Here is a 20611-nt window from a genome sequence, read left to right as displayed (position 1 = left end):
GCCGCGGTCGGTTCCGGGCGCGGCGCTTCGGCTTCGCCCGCGATCGGATCAGGCGTCGTCATCGAGATCGATCTGCCGGCCCAGGCGATCGCGCAGGCGCTGCGCGTCCTCGGCGTCCAGGTGGGGCACGTTGACCGAGCTGTGGCGGGTGCCGGCGGTGTGCACCACTAGGGTCGCCAGCCGGCGCCGGCGCTGCCAGGGGCCGTGCTTGAGGTCCAGGTGCTGCACGCGCGTGATCGGCACCCGCGTCTCGCGCTGCCACAGACGGCCGCGGCGCACCGCCAGGCCGTGCTCGTCCAGGCGCCAGTAGCAATGGTTGAACTGCTTGGTGCCGATCCAGATCCCGGTCGCGATGCCCAGCAGCGCGCCGGTCGCGCCGGCGGCGATGCCGGCGGCCACGCCCAGGCCCAGCGTGCCCGACACCACCCCGACCACGCCGAACAGCACGCCCAGCGAGATCGAGGTGTCGAGCACGAACAGCGGCCGCGCGCGCGGCGGCAGCGCCTGCCAGGCGACCTGCGCGGCGGGCCGGGCGTCCGGATCGGCGGCGCTTGCGGGCTCGGGCGGCAGCGCGCTCATTCGATCGGGAGTTCCATGGCGTTGTAATCCTGGACCCAGTCGCGGCGGGCGCTGTAGGCCTTCAGGCGCGCACGCGCGCGTTGCTGGGTGTGCGCCGCGCCGGTGTCGCCGAACTTGGCGATCGCGCGCTTCTGGAAGTCCACCGCCTCGTCGAACTTGCCGTTGGCCGCATAGACGGCGGCGACGGTATCGAGCTCGGCGCCGGACAGATTGCCGGCGTCCTCGATCATGCGCTGGGCCAGCACGAGCGCTCGCGCCGGATCGCGCTGCTCCGGGATCGGGCACACCGCCAGATTCCAGGCGCGGTCGTTGCGCGCGTTCTTGCCGCCGGCGTCCTCGGCGCGGGCGATCCACTCGTCGGCCTGGCGGCAGTCGCGTTTCAGGCCCGCCGCGCCGTTGAAATACAGGTTCGACAGCATGCTCATCGCCGCCGGCTGCCCGCTTTCGGCCGCGCGCCGCAGGTGCGGCAGGGCCTGGACCAGGCGTTCGGGCGGGATCGGCTTGCCCTTGGGTAGGTCCGAGGTGTCCAGCAGCGTGCTGAGGACCGCGAACGCGGCCGTCGCGTTGCCGGCCTCGCTGGATTGCTCCAGCAGCTTCCTGCCGCGCGCCTTGTCCTGCACGACCCAGTCCGCGGGCTGGCCGGAGTAGAGCATCGCGCCCAGCCCCAACTGCGCCAGCGAATCGCCGTCGTCGGCCTTGCGCTCCAACGCCGCCAAGCGGGTCTTGTAGGTCGCCAGGTACTTGGGCCAACGCTCGTTGAGGCGGGTGCGCAGCGCGGCGTCGTCGTGCAGGGGCTGCTCCAGGCTCGCGATCGGCGGCGTCTCGACCCCGTCGCCGAGCAGCTCGATCAGGATCGACTGCGCCATGTCGGCTTCGCTCATGCCCGCCTGCTGCGCGTACTGCCGCACCTGCACCGACTCGTCGTTGACCAGGGATTCGGTCATCACCTTCCAGCCGCTATCGGTGCGCACGAATTCCGGACCGAACTGGAAGTTGGTGCCGGTCGGCGGGCCGAGCTCGCCGATCGCGCGGTCGCTGCCGATCAGGGTGACGTGGCTCAGGGTCGGCAGCGGCTCGCCTTCGTCCGGCGCGGCCACGCCGCACCAGCCGCGGCTCAGGCACAGCCGCGCCAGGCCGTCGCCGTCGAGCGCGGCCAGCTGGGCGTCGGTCTGCGCGGCGCGCAGCGCATACACCACCACCCGGTCGCTGAGCGGGATGCGCCGCATCTGGTCGGCGGAAGCGGCGCGCGCCGCATCGCGCAGGAACAGGTAGTAGTCCAGGCTGGACGGCGCCACCAGGGCGGCGCTGGCCGGATCGTCGCGGCTGCTCAGCTGCGCGTAGCGGTCCCAGGCCTGGCTCACGGCGTTCATTTCGGTCAGTTCGTCGGCCGCCGCCGCCGGAGCGGCGAGCAGCGCGAAACACAGCATCCAACAGCGCATCCATCATCCCCTTGAGTAATACGTCGATCGACGCGCAGCGGCCTGCGCGCGCAGGCCGCGGCGTCTGCGCCGTTCAGCGATTCCAGTACGGGTTTTCCTCGCCCGAGCCCGGCGGTCGCAGCGTATAGCGTTTGTAGGTCCACTGGTATTGAGCCGGATCGCGCCGCGCGATGCGTTCCACCGCGGCGTTGAGCGCGGCGGTGGCGACGGCCAGATCCTCGTCGCCGATCTGCGCCGGCGCCGGCTCGATGCGCAGGGCGAAGCCCGGCGCGCCGTCGTGGGTGTCGATGCGTTCGCAGTACGCGAACAGCACGGTCGCGCCGGTGCGGCCGGCGAGGCGTCCCAGCAGGGTCATGGTCAGCGCCGGCACGCCGAAGAACGGCGCGAACTCGCCGTCGCCGGCCTTGGGCTGCTGGTCGGGCAGGATCCCGGTCACGCCGCCGGCGTTGAGCAGCTTCCACAGCTGGCGCACCGCCGGGCCCTCGGCGCGGATCTGGGTGACCCGGTCGGGCGCATCGGCGCGCACCAGGTTGAGGAAGGCCTCGCCGATCTTCGACTCCGGCGGCCGGTACAGGATCGCCAGCGGCGTGCGCGAGGCCAGCCACTGGTTCAGCAGCTCCCAGTTGCCGTAATGCGGCGCGGCCACGATCACCCCGCGCCCGGCCGCGATCGCCGCGTCGAACAGTTCGGTGCCGTGGGTCTCGCGCAGCAGGGCCAGGTTCTCCTGGTGCGGCCGGGTCCACAGGCGCAGGGTCTCCAGGATCTGGCGGCCGGTGGTGCGCAGGATCGCCCGGTGCCACTGCTCGCGCTCGGCGGGCAGCAGCCCGGGGTAGGCCAGCTCCAGGTTGACCCGGGTCACCCGGCTCTCGCGCCCGTTGCGCCAGCGCCAGGCCGCGGCGACCAGGTCGCCCAGGCCGAGCAGCCAGGACCAGGGCAGGCGCGCGAGCGCGGAGGCGAGCAGGTACAGCAGGCGGGCGACGAAACGGGTCATCGCATCAGTCTAGCCGGCGCGGACGGGCGGCCCGGTGCGCGGGCTGGCCGGATGCGACGGGCCGGGCGACACTGTGCGGCCCGTCTCGCAGGACCCCGCCGCCGTGCTCAGTCTGATCCAGCGCGTGACCCAGGCGGCCGTAACCGTAGACGGCGAGACCGTCGGGGCGATCGGCCCCGGCCTGCTGGCCCTGGTCGGGGTCGAACCCGGCGACGGCGAGGCACAAATCGCGCGCATGGCCGAGCGCCTGCTCGGTTACCGGGTGTTCGCCGACCCGGCCGGGCGCATGAATCTGGGCCTGGGCGACACCGGCGGCGGCCTGCTCCTGGTCAGCCAGTTCACCCTGGCCGCCGACACCCGCAGCGGCATGCGCCCGGGCTTCAGCACCGCGGCCGCGCCGGAGCTGGCTGAACCGATATTCAACCGGCTGGTCGCGACCTGCCGGACGCGTCACGCCGGGGGGGTGGAAACCGGGCGCTTCGGTGCCCATATGGTGATCAGCCTGGTCAACGACGGCCCGGTCACCTTCCTCCTCCGGTCCTAGATCGGGCCCTAGCCGGCCCGGCCTGCTATACTGGAACGTTCCCTAGACCTACAAGCGCGGGTGGCGCAGCCCATGGCCAACGAACGACAGCCCCCTCCGTCCGATATCAAGCTCCTGATCAGCAAGGGTTTGGAGCAGGGCTATCTGACCTATGCCGAGGTCAACGATCACCTGCCGGACGACCTGGTCGACGCCGAGCAGATCGAAGACATCATCGGCATGATCAACGGCATGGGCATCGAGGTGCACGAAGTTGCGCCCGACGCCGAAACCTTGCTGCTTGCCGACGGCAATACCGGTAACCGCGAAGTCGACGACACCGCCGCCGAAGAAGCCGCGGCGGCGCTGACCGCGCTCGACGGCGAAGGCGGCCGCACCACCGACCCCGTGCGCATGTACATGCGCGAGATGGGCACGGTCGAGCTGCTGACCCGCGAGGGCGAAATCGCCATCGCCAAGCGCATCGAGGAGGGCCTGAACCAGGTCCAGGCCTCGCTCGCTTCGTTCCCGGCGACGATCCAGCTGATCCTGGAAGACTACGAGCTGCACAAGGCCGGCAAGAAGCGCCTGGCCGAGATCGTGGTCGGCTTCAACGACCACCTCGACCAGGAACCCGAGCCGCCGGCACCGGTGGTCGTGGCCGAAATCGAAGAAGGCGACGAAGACGAAGTCGAGACCGCCGCCGACGAGGAAGCCGAGGAGACCGTCAGCGGTCCGGATCCGGTCGAGGTCGCCAACCGCATGGAGGCGATGTCCGCCGACTACGCCAAGTTCCAGAAGGCGTACGCCAAGAACGGTCCCAGCCACAAGACCGTGCTCAAGGCGCGCGAGGACATGGCCGCGGTGTTCGTCACCCTCAAGCTGCCGCTGGCGCTGACCGATTCGCTGGTCCGCAACCTGCGCGAGGTGGTCGGCAAGATCAAGGACCACGAGCGCAAGATCCTCGACCTGTCCACGCGCGTGGCCAAGATGCCGCGCAAGGACTTCATCCGCGCCTGGGAAGGCAACCAGACCAATCTGGAGTGGGTGGACGAGCTGCTCAAGCGCAAGCAGAAGTGGTCCTCGGGCCTGCGCGACGTCAAGGACCAGGTCATCGCCGAGCAGGAAGCCACGATCGCGATCGAGCAGGCCTCGTTCCTGACCCTGGCCGACATCAAGGAAATCAGCCGCGCGATGGCCTATGGCGAAGCCAAGGCGCGCAAGGCCAAGAAGGAGATGGTCGAGGCCAACCTGCGCCTGGTGATCTCCATCGCCAAGAAGTACACCAACCGCGGTCTGCAGTTCCTCGACCTGATCCAGGAGGGCAACATCGGCCTGATGAAGGCCGTGGACAAGTTCGAGTTCCGCCGCGGCTTCAAGTTCTCGACCTACGCCACCTGGTGGATCCGTCAGGCCATCACCCGTTCGATCGCCGATCAGGCCCGCACCATCCGTATTCCGGTGCACATGATCGAAACGATCAACAAGCTCAACCGCATCTCGCGCCAGATGCTCCAGCAGTACGGCCGCGAGGCCACGCCGGAAGAGTTGGCGAAAGAGATGGACATGCCCGAGGACAAGATCCGCAAGGTCATGAAGATCGCCAAGGAGCCGATCTCCATGGAAACTCCGATCGGCGACGACGAGGATTCGCATCTGGGCGACTTCATCGAGGACACCAACGTGGAGTCCCCGGTCGAAGCCACCACCAACATCAACCTTTCCGAGACGGTCCGCGACGTGCTCGCCGGCCTGACCCCGAGGGAGGCCAAGGTGCTGCGCATGCGCTTCGGCATCGACATGAACACCGACCACACCCTCGAGGAAGTCGGCAAGCAGTTCGATGTCACCCGCGAGCGCATCCGTCAGATCGAAGCCAAGGCGCTGCGCAAGCTGCGCCATCCGAGCCGCTCGGAACAGCTGCGCAGCTTCCTCGATATCGACTGAAGCCCGCCGCTGTCGCAATACGAAAAAGCCCCGCCGATGCGGGGCTTTTTCTTTGGGCCGCGTTGCGGCCCTGGCAGCGCGATCGCGGCTTACGCCGCTCCCACAGAGAGCGACGACGTACCGCCTTCTGTGGGAGCGGCGTAAGCCGCGATCGAATCTCCGGCTACCGACTACCGACTACCGACTACCGGCTACCGACTCAACCCACGTTATAGAAGAACTGCTCGTGCACGATCTTGCCGTCGCGCACCTTGTAGACGCAGATCTCGCTCATGTCGATGCGGCCCATGCCCTTCATGGTCACGTCCAGGCGCATGGACACGCTGAACCAATCGCCCGCGACCACCGGATCGCTGCAGCTGCTGCCGTGCATGGCTTCGATGCGTTCGTTGAACTTGCGGCCCTTCTCGCGGATCGCCTCCAGGCCATGGGCGTTGCCCAGCGCCTCCGGCGGCAGACCCTCGGGTTCGATGCTGACGGCGTCGTCCGCGTACAGCTCGGTCTGGGCTTGATCGTATTCGCCCTGGCGGCACAGCTCGACCAGACGGCGTGCGACTTGTTCGGTATTCATGCGGGCGTTCCTTTGGGGTGGGAGCCGCAGATTACGCCCGCCCTGCTGACAGCGTGTTGTCAGGGGTGAGCGCTCGGGCGTGGCCGGCTTGCAGGCCCGCGACGGCTGCGGCATCGTGCGCTCTGGCCCGTCGAGAGCCGCGCATGTCGCACGACAACCCGTACCAACCGCCTGCCGTCGCCGTGCACGATGCCGTCGTGGTGGACCCGAATGCGCGCTTGTACAGCCTCAGGGGGATCGGCCTCGGCGTGTTCTTCGGCAGCCTGCTGGCCGGCGGAGTATTGATCGCGCGGAACTACCGCGCGCTGGGCGAGCCGGTCAAGGCGCGCAACGCGCTGGTGTGGTCCCTGCTGGGGACTTTGGTGCTGTTCGCGCTGGTCTATACGTTGCCGGAGCAGGTGCCCGGGCTGGCGTTCGTGATCGTGCAGATCGTCGTGATCGTGTCGCTGGCCAGCAAGCTGCAGGGCCCCGCGATACGCGCGCTCGAGGCCCAAGGCGCGCAGATGCGCTCGAACTGGTCGGCCGTCGGCATCTCCCTGCTGATCAGCCTGGGGATGTTGGCGATCCTGCTGCTGGTGGCCCTCCTGGCGCCGGAATCCTGGCAGTTGTAGCCCCGATGCGGCGGCGCGCCGCATCGACATGGCGCGGCCCGGTCGTTTCCAGCCCACCCCGATCGCGCGCTCCCGCGGCGTTGAGCGCCGCCATCGTCGTATCCTGGATCCGCGCGGATCAGCGCGGGCGCAGCAGCTCCAGCGCGTCGTAGCAGGCGCCCATGGTGTGGTAGTCGGTCTTGCCGGCCGGGCTCTTCTCGTCGCTGTACTTGCGGTTCTCGCGGTCGAGGATGCGGAACCACGCGCCGTGCCGGTGATCGACGAAGTGGCGCCAGCTGTAGGCCCACAGGCGCTGGTACCAGTCCCAGTAGCGCGCATCGCCGGTGCGCTGGGCCAGGCGCGCGGCCGCGGCCAGCGACTCGGCCTGGACCCAGAAATACTTGTCGTCGTCGCAGACCGTGCCGTCGGGGTCGAAGCCGTAGCTCAGGCCGCCGTGCGCCTCGTCCCAGGCATGCGCGACCGCGGTGTCGAACAGCTGCTGCGCGACCGGCAGCAGCCAGTCCACCGGCGCGCCGCGTTCCTGGGCGTGGCGGTCGAGGATCAGCAGCAGCTTGGCCCATTCGGTCTGGTGCCCGGGTTGGAAACCCCAGGGACGGAACAGGTGCTTGGGATCGTCGCGGTGGTAGTCCCAGTCGATGTTCCAGTCGCGGTCGTAGTGCTCCCACACCAGGCCGCCGGCCAGCGCGGCCTGGCGCCGGGTCATCTGGCTGGCTAGGGTGCGCGCGCGGTAGTAGTAACGCGGCTCGCCGCTGGCCTCGTAGGCGGCGATCAGGGCCTCGCACAGGTGCATGTTGGCGTTCTGGCCGCGGTAGTCGGAGAAGCGCCAGCTGGCGTCGGCTTCGTCGCGGTACAGCCCGGCGTCCTCGTCCCAGTACCAGGTCTCCAGCAATTGCCAGGTTTCCTCCAGCCAGGGCGCGGCCTCGTCGATGCCGCCCTTGAGCGCGCTGGCGTAGGCCAGCATCACGAAGGCGACGCCGTAGGCATGATTGGTGCGGTCCTCGGGCATGCCGTCGCGCAGGGTCCAGGCGTAGCCGCCGCCGACCGGGTCGCGATGGGCCTGGCGCAGGTAGCGCAGGCCGTGGCGGGCGGCGTCGCGGTATTCGTCCAGGTCGAACTCGCGCGCGGCCATGGCGTAGTTGAAGACGAAGCGCGTGCTGCTGACCAGGTGCCGGTGCGAGCGCTCGTAGACGCTGCCGTCGTCGCGGAAATAGTGGAAGTAGCCGCCGGCCGGATCGATCGCGCGCGGGTGGTAGAAGGCCATGGTGTCGGCGATGTGGGCGCGCAGGAAGTCGGGGTCGCGGAAATCCGGCAGCGTGCCGTCCTGCGAGGGGGCGTGGTAACGGCTCATGCGTGTTCCTTCATCACGGCTGCTCTTCCATCAGTGACTCGACCTCCGAACGCGGCGGCATCGCCGCGAACGCGCCGTGGCGCGTGGTCGCCAGCGCGCCGGTCGCGGCGGCGTAGCGCAGCGCATCTTCGAACGCCTCCCGCCGCTCGAGGAAGGCCGGAAAGTCAGGGGCTTGCACGTCCAGCGTCGCCAGCCGGTGCAGCCAGCCGCCGACGAAGGCGTCGCCGGCCGCGGTGGTGTCGGTGGGCAGGACCTCGAAGGTGTCCAGCTGGCCCTGGCGGGTGCGCGTGTACCAGCGGATGGGCGCGGCGCCGTCGGTGACCAGCACGCAGGTGGCGTAGCCATGCCACAGGCGCTGCAGGGTCGCCGCCTCGCCGCCCAGCGGCCCGGCCAGGAATTCCAGCTCGGAGCGGCTGAGCTTGATCGTGTCGGCTTCCAGCAAGGCCCGCCATACCGTGGGCAGCGGGTCGAAGGCGTCGGCCCACAGCGCCTGGCGCAGGTTGAGGTCCATGCTGACCAGCGCGCCGGCCTGGCGCGCGCGCTGCATGCCCGACAGGGTGGCGTTGGCGATGCCGGCCTCGGTCAGGCTGTTGGAGCAGACGTGGAAAGCCAGCGCGTCTTCGAAGCAGCTCGCCTGGTAGTGCTCGGCGCGGAACAGCAGGTCGGCCGCGGGCGGGCGGTAGAAACTGAAGCTGCGCTCGCCCTGTGCGTCCAGCGAGACGAACGCCAGCGCGGTCTTGGCGCCGGCGGTGCGCACCGTGTAGAGCACGTCGACGCCGGCGTCGCGCAGCTGCTCGTAGAGGAAGTCGCCGAACATGTCCTCGCCCAGCATGCCGACGAAGCGCGCCTGTCCGCCCAGGCGTGCGATCGCGGCGGCGACGTTGGCCGGCGCGCCGCCGGCGTATTCGACGAAATGACGGGCCTCGCCCGGGCGCTGCGGGCGCGCCAGGAAATCGATCAGCGCTTCGCCGAAACAGACGATGGCCTGGCGCGCCTGGCGGGCCATCAATGCATGGTCCTGGCCAGCGGTGCCGCGGCCAGGGCCTCGCCCTGTAGCGACGGCGCCAGGCGCGAGCCGCGCCAGCCGTACCAGACGATGAAGGCGTAGCACAGCAGCGGAATCGCGAACGAGGGCTGCAGGCCGATGCGGTCGGCCAGCGTGCCCTGCAGCCAGGGCAGGATCGCGCCGCCGACGATGGCCATCACCAGCAGGCTGGAGGCCTTGCTGGTCATCGGCCCCAGCCGCTCGATCGCGATGGTGAAGATGGTCGGGAACATCACCGAATTGAACAGGCCGATCGCCAGCACGCTCCACATCGCCGGCTTGCCCTGCAACGACATGGTCGCCAGCAGCAGCGCGATCGCGATCACCGCCGCCAGCGCCAGCAAGCGGCGCGCGTCGTAGCGCCGCAGCAGCGCCGCGCCGATGAAGCGGCCGACCATCGCACCGCCCCAGTAATAGGCCAGGTGCTGGGTGGCGGCGTCGCCGTCGAGCGCGCCGATCGCCGGGTCGCTGATGTAGTTGATCATGAAGCTGCCGATCGAGACCTCGGCGCCGACGTAGACGAAGATCGCCAGCACGCCCCAGCGCAGGTGGCGATGGCCCAGCACCTCGCGGAAACTGTGGCGGGCGTCGTCGGCGCGTTCGGTGGCCTCGGTCAGCGGCGGGATCCGCATCAGCGCCACGAACGCCGCCATCGCCAGCAGGCAGCCGGCGATGATCATGTAGGGCGCCTGCACCGATGCCGCTTCCTCGGCGCGATACGCGGCCAACTGCGTCGGCGACAGCGCCGCCAGTTCGGTCGCGCCCAGCACCGCGCCGGACAGGATCAGCGGCCCGATCAGGTAGGGGAACAGGGTGGTGCCCAGCGAATTCAGCGCCTGCGCCAGGTTCAGTCGACTGGGCGCGCCGGCCGGGTCGCCGAGCAGGCTGATGTAAGGATTGGCCGCCACCTGCAGCAGGGTGATGCCGCTGGCCAGCACGAACAGCGCGCCCAGGAACAGCGGATACGAGGGCAGCCGCGCGGCCGGGAAGAACATCGCCGCGCCGGCCGCGGCCACCAGCAGCCCGACCACGATCGCGCGCTGGTAACCCAACTTGGCCAATACCCGCCCTGCCGGCAGCGACATCAGGAAGTAGGCGCCGAAGAAGCTGGACTGGATCAGCATCGTCTGCGCGTAGTTCATGGTGAACACGGACTTCAGATGCGGGATCAGCACGTCGTTGAGGCTGGTCAGCCCGCCCCAGGTGAAGAAGATCAGGCTGACCACGGCAGTGGCCGCGCCGTAGGACAGGGTGCGACCGTTCATGCGGTATCTCCGGGCGGGACGACGGATGCGGGGTCTGGGTTGGCGCGCAACCGCGGACGCGCCGGCGCGACAGTGCGCGTGCGGATGTCGGGATCGCGTGGGCCTTGCAGGATCGGTGCGGTGGCGGTGATCGCCGTGCGACACCCTTCGCGGCGCTCCAGCCGCGGCCGCGGCGCCGCCTGCCGGCGTTCGCCTGGGTCGCCGGCGGCGCAGGGCTGGCCGGCATGGCCGGCGAAGGCCAGCGATCCATCGGCGCCGGCGTCGGGTCCGGCGGGGAATGGAGGGGACAGGTCGTTGGTCGCCAGTGCCACGCCCGAGGATACCTTGCGGCACCGCCTGCTTGCGCTGCGGGCGGCGTGGCGCGGGGGGGCTGGGTTCGGGCCGCATGCGGATGCGGAACCCGGCTGGGCGTGTGTCGACCGGCCGCAGCGCTTGGCGGCGTGGGGCGGCGTCAACGGCCATGGCGCGCGCTTGGCGTCATCGTGCGGCGGCCTGGCGTCGGGCGGGTGGGGCGCATGGTTTAGATCGTTCTAAACTCGGCCCATGCTGCGCCCCGCCGCCGCGGCTTTGCATTCTGCGCTGCAGCATGCGGGGCCACCGGCTGCGTGCTAGTTTTCGCCGTTTAGAACGATCTAAAGTTTCCGCCAGCGCGGCCCCCGCCCGGGTCGTCCGATCCCGGTTCGCCCCTTCGGAGCTGTTCATGCCTGCCGATCCATCGTCCCCGCGCCCCTCGCTCTCGCGCCGCCTGCGCTGGCCGCTGCTGCTGGCCTGGGCCATCGGCGGCATCGCCGCCGCGGCCGCGCCGGCCGCCGCCGACGAAGCCGGCCGCCGCGCCTATGCCGCGGTCGACCCCTTCATCGGCACCGGCGGCGAAGGCCACACCTTCCCCGGCGCGGTGGTCCCCTTCGGCATGGTCCAGCTCAGCCCCGACACCCAGATCAAGCCGCGCAAGGAGGCCTACGGCTGGGCCGCGGGCTACCGCTACGACGACACCGGTATCGTCGGCTTCTCGCATACGCATTTCTCCGGTACCGGCCACTCCGATCTCGGCGATGTGCTGCTGATGCCGATCGCGGGCGAGGTAAAACTCGAGCGCGGCGAAGACGGCAAACCCGGCAGCGGCTACCGCTCGCGCTTCCGCCACGACGACGAAGTCGCCCAGCCCGGCTACTACGCCGTCACCCTGGACGACTATCAAGTGCGCGCCGAACTCACCGCCACCGAACGCGTCGGCGTGCACCGCTACAGCTTCCCCAAGGGCCAGCCCGCGCACGTGCTGATCGACCTGCGCACCAGCCTGTACGACTACCCCGGCAAGGTGCTGTGGTCGCGCTTGCGCCTGCGTCCCGACGGCACCGTCACCGGCTTCCGCGAAACCCGCGGCTGGGCGCCCGGTCGCCAGCTCTACTTCGCGATGCGCTTCTCGCGCCCGCTCAGCGGCCACCAATTCCACGACACCGAACAGGACGTGATCTACAAGGGCTTCCCGCCGCCGGCCGAGAAAACCCCGGCGCTGCGCGCGCAGATCGAAGGCCGGCAGCTGGTCGGCGCCTTCGACTTCGCCGACGCGCCCGGACAGTCGCTGGTGGTCAAGGTCGCGATCTCGCCGGTCAGCGAAGACAGCGCCATCGCCAACCTCGACGCCGAAGTGCCCGGCTGGGATTTCGACGGCGTGCGCGCGCAGGCGCGCGCCAGCTGGACGCAAGCGCTGTCGGCGGTGGACCTGGACGCGCCCGAGCCGATGCGCAAGAGCTTCTACACCGCGCTCTACCACACCCTGATGGGCCCCAGCCTGTTCATGGACAGCGACGGTCGCTACCGCGGCCCCGACAACGCCGTGCACCAGGCCCAGGGCTACCGCCACCATTCCACCTTCTCGCTGTGGGACACCTACCGCGCGCTGCATCCGCTGCTGACCCTGGTCCAGCCTGAGCAACGCAACAGCGACTTCGTCAATTCGCTGCTGGCCTCGCGCCGCGAAAGTCCCTACGGCGTGTTGCCGGTGTGGGCCTTCCACGGCCAGGAAACCTGGTGCATGGTCGGCTATCACGCCGTGCCGGTGATCGCCGACGCCTACATGAAGGGCATCCGCGGCTACGACGCCGACGAAGCCCTGCAGGCCATGGTCGCCAGCGCCAGCTACGGCCCCTACGACGGCATCGCCCAATACATGGAACTGGGCTACGTGCCCATCGACGAAGAAGGCGAAGCCGCCTCCAAGACCCTGGAATACGCCTACGACGACTGGACCATCGCGCGCATGGCCGGCGCCATGGGCCGCAAGGACATCGCCGCCGCGTTCGGCAAGCGCGCCGGCAACTGGAAGCACGCCTTCGACGCCAAGACCGGCTTCATGCGCGCGCGCAAGCGCGACGGCAGCTTCCGCGAGCCCTTCGACCCCACCGTCAGCGGCTACGGCAGCGACTACACCGAAGGCAACGCCTGGCAGTACTCCTGGTACGTCCCGCAGGACGTCGCCGGCCTCACCGCCGCGCTCGGCGGCGACGCCAAACTGGTCGACAAACTCGACCAGGTCTTCGACGCCAAGGTCGACCCCAAGGTCTTCGCCCACATGGAAGACATCACCGGCCTGATCGGCTGGTACGCCCACGGCAACGAACCCAGCCACCACGTCGCCTACCTCTACGCCTACGCAGGCCAACCCTGGCGCACCCAGGAGCGCCTCAAGCAGATCATGGCCACCCAGTACGCCCCGCGCCCCGACGGCCTGGCCGGCAACGACGACCTCGGCCAGATGTCGGCCTGGTACGTATTCACCGCCCTGGGTTTCTACCCGGTCGCCCCGGCCAGCAACGAGTACGTGATCGGCCGCCCCTTCGTACCGCGCGCCACCCTCAGCCTGCCCAACGGCAAGCGCTTCAGCGTGATCGCCGACGGCCTGGACCAAGCCCACACCTACATCGGCCGCGCCACCCTCAACGGCCAACCGCTGGACCGCGCCTACCTGCGCCACGACGAAATCCTGGCCGGCGGCGAACTGCGCTTCACCATGCAGGCCCAGCCCGACAAAGCCTGGGCGACGGACCCGAAGCAGCGGCCGTACTCGATGTCCTCCCAGCCCTGAGCCCGCAGCAGCGGCCGCACCGCGCCCAGCGGCGCGGCCGCCTCCGGCGTACCTGGCCGGCACGCCCGGCCCGACTTATGCCGCGCGGCCCGCTCCCGTAGAATTCCCCGACGCGCGGGCCTATAGCTCAACGGTTAGAGCAGAGGACTCATAATCCTTTGGTTCCAGGTTCGAATCCTGGTGGGCCCACCATGTTGCGTCGGGTGGGTATCGGTTCTGCGGGGCGCATCAAAGCTTGCCGTGCTCCGCCAATCTTTGACGGTTGGTTGCCGTATTTGTCGCCTCTAAACCGGATCAAATCGATATGAGGATGGCTCCCAGCAGAATGGAGCCGGTTCGCATGTGGCCCGCCGTGTAGGGCTCACGAAATTCAACCTGACCCCATTTCTTCGCAGCTGCCGACTACAGAGTAGGAACAGTGCCGCCATCGATCCGATACTCGGCCCCTGCGATCGAAGCGGATCGCGGCGACGCCAGGAAGGCGATCAAATCGGCAACCTCGTGTGGTTTGGCGGGGCGGCCTACTGGAATTCCGCCCAGCCAGTCCATGACGATTTTTTTGCCGCCCTCATAGTCTGTTCCGGCCTCCGCACCCATCCGTTCCGCAAACACTACGGAAGCCTCGGTCTCGATCCAGCCAGGCGCAACGCTCAGCACGCGAACTCCCTTTGGCGTCACCTCTCTTGCCAGAGACTTACTGTAGGTCGTGAGGGCCCCCTTGGCCGCGGCGTAGGCAGTCGTGGACTCGGGCAGCGGCAGCGCGCGTTGGATGGAGTTGACGTGGATGATGACACCCGAGCCTTGAGCCAGCATCGCCGGAAGTAGCGCACGATCCAAGCGCACGGCAGGCATCAAGTTCAGGTTCAACTCGGCAAACCAGTGCTCATCACTGATCGCAGCGAAGCCGCCGCCGGGGGTTTTTGAGCCGCCGAGCACGTTGATCAAGATGTCAACGCCGCCCCAATCCTGCAGGACGGTCTGAGCAAGGTGACTCGTGCCCTCCGCCGTCGATAGGTCGGCAGCCACGTAGGTGACCCCCTCCAACGGCTGCGCTGGCACAGTGCGCGCGGATGTCGCCACCCGAGCGCCGGCCTCTGCAAGGATTTTCACCACTGCAGCGCCAAGGCCCAGCGTGCCGCCGGTGACCACTGCCCGCAGGCCATTCAGGTGAAGGTCGAAGCTCATACCGTGACCTCCAGCGATGCGATCAGACCGCGTTCAAGGCGAAAGCGGTAGGACAGAACAATCGGGCTACCAGGGAAGTTGCCGGTGACGTTGGCGCGGACAAGTTGGAAGCCGTCCTCCCGCTCAATGGCGAACGGCACGCTCGTCGCGCTGTACTTGGCCGATGCCTCGGCCATAAAGCCCTTGATGGCGTCGATGCCCGTGTAGGTGTGACCGTCGTCCTTCATGAAGGCTTGCGGCGTGAAGCAATGCGCCAAGGCTTCAGGGTTGTGTTCGGCCGCGAAGTAGGCGGCAATTGGCTCAGGAAGGGTCAAGGCGTTCATATTGTCGGCTCCATGGGATCATTGACGGCCTCAGGATGCGCGCCGACGTGAATTTAATGAATGCTCTATAATCTGGATGGGCTGTGTTGAAATTAATACAGAATGCGCGGATCCGACTTTGCTGAGCTAAAGGCCTTCGTGGCCGTGGTGGAGCGCCAGAGCTTTGCCCGAGCTGCAGAGCATCTGGGTCTGTCGCCGTCGGCACTCAGCCAGACTATCCGGCAGCTCGAAGGCCGCATCGGCGCTCGCCTTCTGAATCGCACGACTCGAAGCGTCGCGCCATCGGCAAGTGGCGAACTGCTCTACAGGCGCATAGCGCCGCTGTTTCGTGAGATGGCTGCTGCAGTCGCTGAAGCCAGTGAGGCGACGGGGCAGATGAGCGGCACGCTGCGCATCAACACGCTGGGGATCGCAGCGAGAACCGTCATTGCACCCCGGCTTTCACGCTTCCATCAAGCACACCCTGACGTGGTTCTCGACATCGTGGTTGACGACGCGCTGGCTGATATCGTGGTTGGCCGCTTTGACGCGGGCATCCGCGTAGGCAACCGGCTCGAGAACGACATGGTGGCCGTTCGCCTCACGCCGGACCTGAACATGGTTGCCGTAGCGTCCCCAGACTATCTCGCGAGTCGAGGAATACCTAAGTCGCCTGCCGATTTGCATAACCACACGTGCATCAACTGGCGGCTCCAGATGGACGGCAGGCACTATCGCTGGGAGTTCGAGAAACGAGGGCAACGACTCGAAGTCGCGGTAGACGGCCCCGTCGTCACCAATCATGCCGACATCGGCATCGCTGCTGCGCTGAACGGCGTCGGCATTGCCTATCACTTTGAGCGAGATGGCGTGGGCGAGCTTTTGGCCCAGGGGCGGCTGGTCCAGGTCCTCGCGGACTGGTCGATTTCGCGACCGGGGTTGTTTCTCTACTATCCGAGCAGGCAGCATCGACCAGCTCTCCTCGGTGCGTTCATCGACTGTCTGCTAGATCGATAACCGTTCGAGCGGCTCTGCAAAGCTTTGCTTGAGCTTCATGATGTCTGGCGACCTTTCCGGTCTGACTAAATGAGGATGGCTCCAGGCAGAATGGCGCCGGTTCGCATGTGGTCCGCCAGGTAGGGCTCAGGAATTTGAACCTGACCCCATTTCTTGGTAGCGCCTCGATACTGCGTTCCATGTTGCTCGTCCGTGTCAGGTCAGACCAATGCTAGCTCACCGGCAGGCAGGGAGATCGACTGACCCTTCTGGTAGCCGATCAGCGCGATCCACCTGATCGGACATACAGTTGAGCTCATCGCTCACCTTCCTGTGCGCCTGCAACGGATCTGCAATCGTTTGATCGCTTCGTAAGGTTCACGCATCCGGAAAACCCGTTGGCTGGCAAGGTCAGACGGAGTGAAGCCGAGCTACGGCGCCCCACAAACCGGTCGCTAACGCTTCAGGGGCAACCGAAGGCCACGCTCTGGATGAGTTCCTGCGATGCGTCGGGGGTGATCTGGAAGAAGCACGAATCATCGCCGACGCTGTAGTTCAAGGTGCCGCTGCTGTCCTCAGCGTAGATATCCCCTGGGCCCCAGCGTTTTCGTGCTTCGTCCAGCGGTTGGCCCGGGCATAGGCCCGAAGGTGTGCAGTAGCTTGGGGATGTGGATTCGAGCGTGAGTACCTGACCCGGTTCGATCATCTCAATGCGCAAGCCACGATAGATCAGTTTGTAGTCGTGATCGCCAGGCGAGCCTATCGTGCTGTCGGGTTTGCCGAGCTTCTTGCGCACCAGGGTCAGCGGGTCGCCGATCTTCAAGCCGGCCAGGCTCAGCTCCTTAGTGGATGGCGCTCCAGGAGGTGCGGCCGCGGCTAACCCGGAAAACAGTGACGAGATCAGGACGATGGTGAGCCAGTTTTTGATACGCATGATGTCTCCATGGGCCGGTTCGCTTGGGCTTCAGTTCGCCGGAATCGGCTTTGCTGAGGCCTCGTGCCAACGGCCATCGCGCAATTCGTATGTCCGAATTCCCGTTGCTTGCAACACGGCATGGTCGCTAGCATCGATGATCTGCATTATCGGCACCTCCAGGCGCTGGGCGTCGAGCCAGCGCGGTTCGCCCGGCCCCCAGTCGTCCGGCGCCTCGAGTTTGAACTCCTGCAGAAGCTTGCCATTGCTGTAACGAAAGATCGTGAGCGCCGAGGCAAGGCGGTAGATCACCTGATCCGACTCATCGGCCGATGGGTCCAGGACGGTCGATGCGACGGCGATGCGCACGCCGTCGGGCGAGGCCACCGGCACGGCGCCGACCTCGCTGACCGCGCCGGTGTCGGCGTCGATCAGTGTCACGTCGCTTCCCTGATACTGCCACCGCTCCACCACATACAGGGGCGGTCCAGGCAAGCGTCCCAGGTATCGGTATTCGGTGAAGTCGCGCTCGCTGTCCATGCCGCGCGCCGGCCTGTCTTCCAGGCATACCGGCGTGGGCGCGTTGGTCTTGAAGCAGAGATTGAGGCCGTCGCGGCTGGCGCGGCCGTCGGTCAGCGCGAACTGGGCGTTTTCCAAGGCGCGTACGCAAGTGTCCTGCACCTCGGCGTCTTCGTTCGCATAGCATTTGTCCATCGCCGCTTTGATTCCGATGGCGGCCGAGCCCTTGGGCGGTGGCGCTGCGACGGCGGGCGATGCAGGGCGCGGCGTCATATCGGACTTCGCTGGCGCGTCCAGGGTGCGCTCGCCGCACCCGGCGGAGAGCAGGGTCGCCGCGAGTGCGATCATGACGGTCCTCATCACCAATCTCCATTTGATGTGAATATTGAGATTGCATCACGTCTGTTGCTGTCTACGATCGTGTGCGTCCTTTGAAACCAACTATTTCGAATAGCGTATTCGGAACAGGCGTCAGGTTCACTTCTAAATGAAGCCTTGCGAGCGATCGCGGGCTTTCGCGTATCCGAGCCTAGCTCGGTAATCTTCCCTTGAGCGCGTTCCGCGCAGCGGTGGCTGCGGCCGAGTCCGGGAACTTGGGCAGCACGACATGCCCGCCCAGCGTGACGATCTCGAAGGTAGATCCGACGGCATTGCCTGAGCCGCTCGGGTGAACAGGCCCTAACGCCGCAATCTGGCGTGGGTCGATCAGGTAACCAGCAACGTCTGCCCACATGGCGCGATCCTCCTTGATGGTGGAACGATAGTAGATGACTGGCCGCGGCCTTCAAGGCCCGACCACTCATCCCAGGCACTGGCAATCATCGGGCTGTCGTGTTTCTGGGGCCAGCAACGCCCAACCAGTAGGCCGAAGGTGGGTCGGGTTAATCCTCAAAGGAATGGGGGTAAGGAATGGGGGTCAGAGTGCACTTCACGAGACGCGCTGGCCGGATGCCATAAAGAGCGGCCTGCTCCCATATCGGGCCCCGATAGTCCGTCGCTCCCGATGGGCCTTCCTTGCCGCAACCGGGGCCAGGGCCGAACGCCGGGCGGAATCGCCGAGCCGTTCGAATCGCCCGACGAGCCGTTGCCGGGATCCCCGCTTCTGGGGTTAGCATCCACGCATCTGCGTCAGCGCGCTCCCGGCACCCATGGCCATCACCGCATCCCGTCCCTTCGATCTGCCGCGCGAGCGCCTGTTTTGGTTGCTGCATCTGGGCGGCTGGGCTGCCTATTTCAGCCTGGGCTATCTGCAGTCGGTGGCCTACGGCAAGCCGGCGGGCTACTGGGTGGTGCCGCTGACGGCCACCGTCACCGGCTCGCTGGTCACCCTGGGCTTGCGCTATCTGCTGCGCAGTGCCTGGTCGCTGTCGCCCCGGCGCCTGCTGGCGGTGATGGTGGTGCCGATCCTGGCCAGCTCGGCGGTGATTGACCTGATCACGCGGCGGGTCATGATCGAGTTCTGCGACACCTGCGCGCCGACGAACAACGCCGCCTACGTCGCCTATGCGCTGGGCTATATCTACGTGGTGCTGGCCTGGGTCGGGCTGTACATGGGGATCAAGTACTACCACCAGCTGCAGGACCAGACGCGGCGCGCGCTGGCCTCGCGCACCATGGCCCATCAGGCGCAGCTGAAGATGTTGCGCTATCAGCTCAACCCGCATTTCCTGTTCAACACGCTCAACGCCATCTCGACCCTGATCCTGGATCGGGAAAACCCCACCGCGAATCGCATGGTGCAGGGCCTGTCCTCGTTCCTGCGGCACTCGCTGGACAGCGATCCGATGCAGCGGGTCACTCTGCGTCAGGAGCTGGACGCGCTGACCTTGTACCTGGACATAGAGAAGATGCGCTTCACCGAGCGGCTGCGCGTCGAGACCGACATAGAAGAGGAGTGCTGGCGCGCATTGCTGCCGAGCATGTTGTTGCAGCCGCTGGTGGAGAACGCGATCAAATACGCGGTGGCCAAGCGGGTCGAAGGCGGGCTGTTGCGGATCGAGGCGCAGCACGAAGGCGAGCACCTAGTGCTGCGGGTCATCGACGACGGCCCCGGTTGCGGCGCGCTCGAGAACGGCGAGCTGCCCCCGGGCAAGGGCGTCGGCTTGCGCAATACGCGCGAGCGCCTGGCCGTGCTGTACGGCGAAAGCGGCGGCTTCATGGTTCGCAATCGCCGCTGCGGCATCGAGGTGGAACTGCGACTGCCGTTCGAAACCAAGGGCGCCGGGGAGTAGTCATGGATAACGGCGTTCGCCATCAGGCAGTCGAGCGGGAAGACCGGCTGGCCCAGGCCCGGCTGCGTACCATCATCGTCGACGACGAGCCGCTGGCGCGCCGCGGTCTTGAGCTGCGGCTGAGCGAGCACGCGGACGTGGAGGTGGTGGGCCAGTACGGCGACGGTGCCGCGGCCATCGCCGCGGTGCACCTGCAGCGCCCGGACCTGATGTTTCTGGACGTGCAGATGCCGGGGGTCGACGGCTTCGAGGCCCTGCGCCATATACCCGCGGCGGAGATGCCGCTGGTGGTGTTCGTCACCGCCTACGATCATTACGCGATCCGCGCCTTCGAGGCCTCCGCCACCGACTATCTGCTCAAGCCCGTGGACGAAGGCCGCCTGGCGCAGGCGCTGGCGCGTGTGCGCTACGCACGGACCCAGCGCGATGCCAGCGGCCACTGCGCGCACCTGCTGGGCCTGCTGGGCGAACTCAGCGGCCGGGAGCCGCTGGGCCTGGACGAAGCGCTGCGCCCGGACGCCATCGAGCAGCTGCGCAACGACAACAAGCTGGCGGTGCGCGACGGAGGCCGCACGGTGCGTATCGACCTGGGCAGCATCCGCTGGATCGATGCGGCCGGCGATTACATGTGCATCCACACCGACGGCGAAACCTTGATTCTGCGCGGGACCATGCGCGAGCTTGAGAAGCAGTTGGACCCGCAGCGCTTTCCGCGGATCCATCGCTCCACCATCGTCAATGCCAGGCGGGTGGTGGAATTGCGCCCCCATACCAACGGCGAAGGCTTCATCCGGCTGGACTGCGGGCAGGAGCTGAAACTGTCGCGCACGCATCGGGAAAAAGTGGCCCTGCTGATCTGACGCGTGCCGCTTTGGCGCGTGCCCGCGCCCGCGCTCCCGCGCTGGCGGGAGCCAAACGGCATGCGTGCGATTCTTGCGAACAGTATCGGGCCGTGAGCGCGGAGGGCCGAGCAGTGCCCGCGCGTCGCGGTGCTTGCAGCCAGGGCGCCGATAGCGCGTATCGGATGCGACGAACGCTTGGTCGCACCACCGCAACCACTG

General features: G+C 67.5%; 20 protein-coding genes and 1 tRNA gene. 8 read left to right on the top strand and 13 right to left on the bottom strand.

Annotation, left to right across the window (positions count from 1 at the left end; genetic code table 11):
- Nucleotides 1-48 precede the first annotated feature (48 nt).
- The 3 genes from V1318_RS15780 to V1318_RS15770 all read right to left on the bottom strand — a co-directional run bounded on the left by V1318_RS15780 (nt 49) and on the right by V1318_RS15770 (nt 3009).
- Entirely contained in the window at nt 49-579 is a 531-nt protein-coding gene (locus V1318_RS15780) for a PH domain-containing protein (protein ID WP_332940676.1), read from the bottom strand.
- Nucleotides 576-2018 carry a tetratricopeptide repeat protein gene (locus V1318_RS15775; protein WP_332940675.1) on the bottom strand — a complete coding sequence of 481 codons (1443 nt, stop codon included), beginning with the start codon at nt 2016-2018 and terminating at the stop codon, nt 576-578. The genes V1318_RS15780 and V1318_RS15775 overlap by 4 nt, the downstream gene beginning before the upstream one ends.
- Before the next feature lie 73 nt (nt 2019-2091).
- Nucleotides 2092-3009, bottom strand: a complete 918-nt coding sequence (locus V1318_RS15770) for a lauroyl acyltransferase (RefSeq protein WP_332940674.1) — start codon at nt 3007-3009, stop codon at nt 2092-2094.
- A 103-nt stretch (nt 3010-3112) separates the two neighbouring features.
- On the opposite strand from V1318_RS15770, the gene dtd reads away from it, so the two are divergent.
- Both dtd and rpoD read left to right on the top strand, forming a co-directional pair.
- Nucleotides 3113-3553 (top strand): D-aminoacyl-tRNA deacylase, encoded by a 441-nt coding sequence (gene dtd, locus V1318_RS15765; RefSeq protein WP_332940673.1) that lies wholly within the window; start codon nt 3113-3115, stop codon nt 3551-3553.
- 72 nt (nt 3554-3625) lie between these two features.
- On the top strand, nt 3626-5479 hold the full coding sequence (gene rpoD / locus V1318_RS15760; protein WP_332940672.1) for an RNA polymerase sigma factor RpoD: 1854 nt from the start codon (nt 3626-3628) through the stop codon (nt 5477-5479).
- Between the two features lie 199 nt (nt 5480-5678).
- On the opposite strand, the gene V1318_RS15755 is transcribed toward rpoD, so the two are convergent.
- The gene (locus V1318_RS15755; protein ID WP_332940671.1) at nt 5679-6050 is read right to left on the bottom strand and encodes a nuclear transport factor 2 family protein; all 372 of its coding nucleotides are present in this window, start codon (nt 6048-6050) and stop codon (nt 5679-5681) included.
- A gap of 143 nt (nt 6051-6193) precedes the next feature.
- Here V1318_RS15755 and V1318_RS15750 point away from each other — a divergent pair, with 143 nt between their 5' ends.
- Nucleotides 6194-6661, top strand: a complete 468-nt coding sequence (locus V1318_RS15750) for a hypothetical protein (protein WP_332940670.1) — start codon at nt 6194-6196, stop codon at nt 6659-6661.
- A gap of 118 nt (nt 6662-6779) precedes the next feature.
- Here the strand turns inward: V1318_RS15750 and V1318_RS15745 are convergent, their stop codons facing one another.
- The 4 genes from V1318_RS15745 to V1318_RS15730 are packed head-to-tail and all read right to left on the bottom strand — an operon-like array spanning nt 6780 to nt 10630.
- A complete protein-coding gene (locus V1318_RS15745) occupies nt 6780-8009 on the bottom strand; it encodes an AGE family epimerase/isomerase (RefSeq protein WP_332940669.1) in 1230 nt (409 codons plus the stop codon).
- A 13-nt stretch (nt 8010-8022) separates the two neighbouring features.
- Nucleotides 8023-9015, bottom strand: a complete 993-nt coding sequence (locus V1318_RS15740; RefSeq protein WP_332940668.1) for a carbohydrate kinase — start codon at nt 9013-9015, stop codon at nt 8023-8025.
- A complete protein-coding gene (gene fucP, locus V1318_RS15735; protein ID WP_332940667.1) occupies nt 9015-10319 on the bottom strand; it encodes an L-fucose:H+ symporter permease in 1305 nt (434 codons plus the stop codon). The genes V1318_RS15740 and fucP overlap by 1 nt, the downstream gene beginning before the upstream one ends.
- Nucleotides 10316-10630: a hypothetical protein gene (locus V1318_RS15730; protein WP_332940666.1), complete on the bottom strand. Its 315-nt coding sequence runs from the start codon at nt 10628-10630 to the stop codon at nt 10316-10318. Before V1318_RS15730 ends, fucP begins: the two co-directional genes overlap by 4 nt.
- Nucleotides 10631-11019: 389 nt before the next feature.
- On the opposite strand from V1318_RS15730, the gene V1318_RS15725 reads away from it, so the two are divergent.
- Nucleotides 11020-13404: a GH92 family glycosyl hydrolase gene (locus V1318_RS15725; protein WP_332940664.1), complete on the top strand. Its 2385-nt coding sequence runs from the start codon at nt 11020-11022 to the stop codon at nt 13402-13404.
- A gap of 116 nt (nt 13405-13520) precedes the next feature.
- A tRNA-Ile gene (locus tag V1318_RS15720) sits at nt 13521-13596 on the top strand.
- Nucleotides 13597-13806: 210 nt separating this feature from the next.
- On the opposite strand, the gene V1318_RS15715 is transcribed toward V1318_RS15720, so the two are convergent.
- Together V1318_RS15715 and V1318_RS15710 are read right to left on the bottom strand one after the other, a co-directional pair.
- Nucleotides 13807-14589: an SDR family oxidoreductase gene (locus V1318_RS15715; RefSeq protein WP_332940663.1), complete on the bottom strand. Its 783-nt coding sequence runs from the start codon at nt 14587-14589 to the stop codon at nt 13807-13809.
- On the bottom strand, nt 14586-14912 hold the full coding sequence (locus tag V1318_RS15710) for a nuclear transport factor 2 family protein (protein ID WP_332940662.1): 327 nt from the start codon (nt 14910-14912) through the stop codon (nt 14586-14588). The genes V1318_RS15715 and V1318_RS15710 overlap by 4 nt, the downstream gene beginning before the upstream one ends.
- 102 nt (nt 14913-15014) lie before the next feature.
- Here V1318_RS15710 and V1318_RS15705 point away from each other — a divergent pair, with 102 nt between their 5' ends.
- Nucleotides 15015-15908: a LysR family transcriptional regulator gene (locus V1318_RS15705; RefSeq protein ID WP_332940661.1), complete on the top strand. Its 894-nt coding sequence runs from the start codon at nt 15015-15017 to the stop codon at nt 15906-15908.
- Between the two features lie 442 nt (nt 15909-16350).
- On the opposite strand, the gene V1318_RS15700 is transcribed toward V1318_RS15705, so the two are convergent.
- From V1318_RS15700 to V1318_RS15690, 3 genes are all read right to left on the bottom strand, one after another.
- Entirely contained in the window at nt 16351-16821 is a 471-nt protein-coding gene (locus tag V1318_RS15700; protein WP_332940660.1) for a hypothetical protein, read from the bottom strand.
- 30 nt (nt 16822-16851) lie between these two features.
- A complete protein-coding gene (locus V1318_RS15695) occupies nt 16852-17667 on the bottom strand; it encodes a hypothetical protein (protein ID WP_332940659.1) in 816 nt (271 codons plus the stop codon).
- Nucleotides 17668-17848: 181 nt separating this feature from the next.
- On the bottom strand, nt 17849-18052 hold the full coding sequence (locus tag V1318_RS15690; protein ID WP_332940658.1) for a hypothetical protein: 204 nt from the start codon (nt 18050-18052) through the stop codon (nt 17849-17851).
- 415 nt (nt 18053-18467) lie between these two features.
- Between V1318_RS15690 and V1318_RS15685 the strand changes: the two genes are divergently transcribed.
- Nucleotides 18468-19550 carry a histidine kinase gene (locus tag V1318_RS15685; RefSeq protein ID WP_332940656.1) on the top strand — a complete coding sequence of 361 codons (1083 nt, stop codon included), beginning with the start codon at nt 18468-18470 and terminating at the stop codon, nt 19548-19550.
- A 2-nt stretch (nt 19551-19552) separates the two neighbouring features.
- Nucleotides 19553-20410, top strand: coding sequence for a LytTR family DNA-binding domain-containing protein (locus tag V1318_RS15680; RefSeq protein ID WP_332940655.1), 858 nt, complete (start codon nt 19553-19555; stop codon nt 20408-20410).
- The last annotated feature ends 201 nt before the right edge of the window (nt 20411-20611 follow it).

It is taken from the genome of Lysobacter sp. CCNWLW3 (assembly GCF_036697405.1).
Taxonomy (GTDB): Bacteria; Pseudomonadota; Gammaproteobacteria; order Xanthomonadales; family Xanthomonadaceae; genus Lysobacter.
The sequence above is the reverse complement of the archived record's forward strand: the minus strand, read 5'-3'. Positions and strand labels throughout refer to the sequence as shown.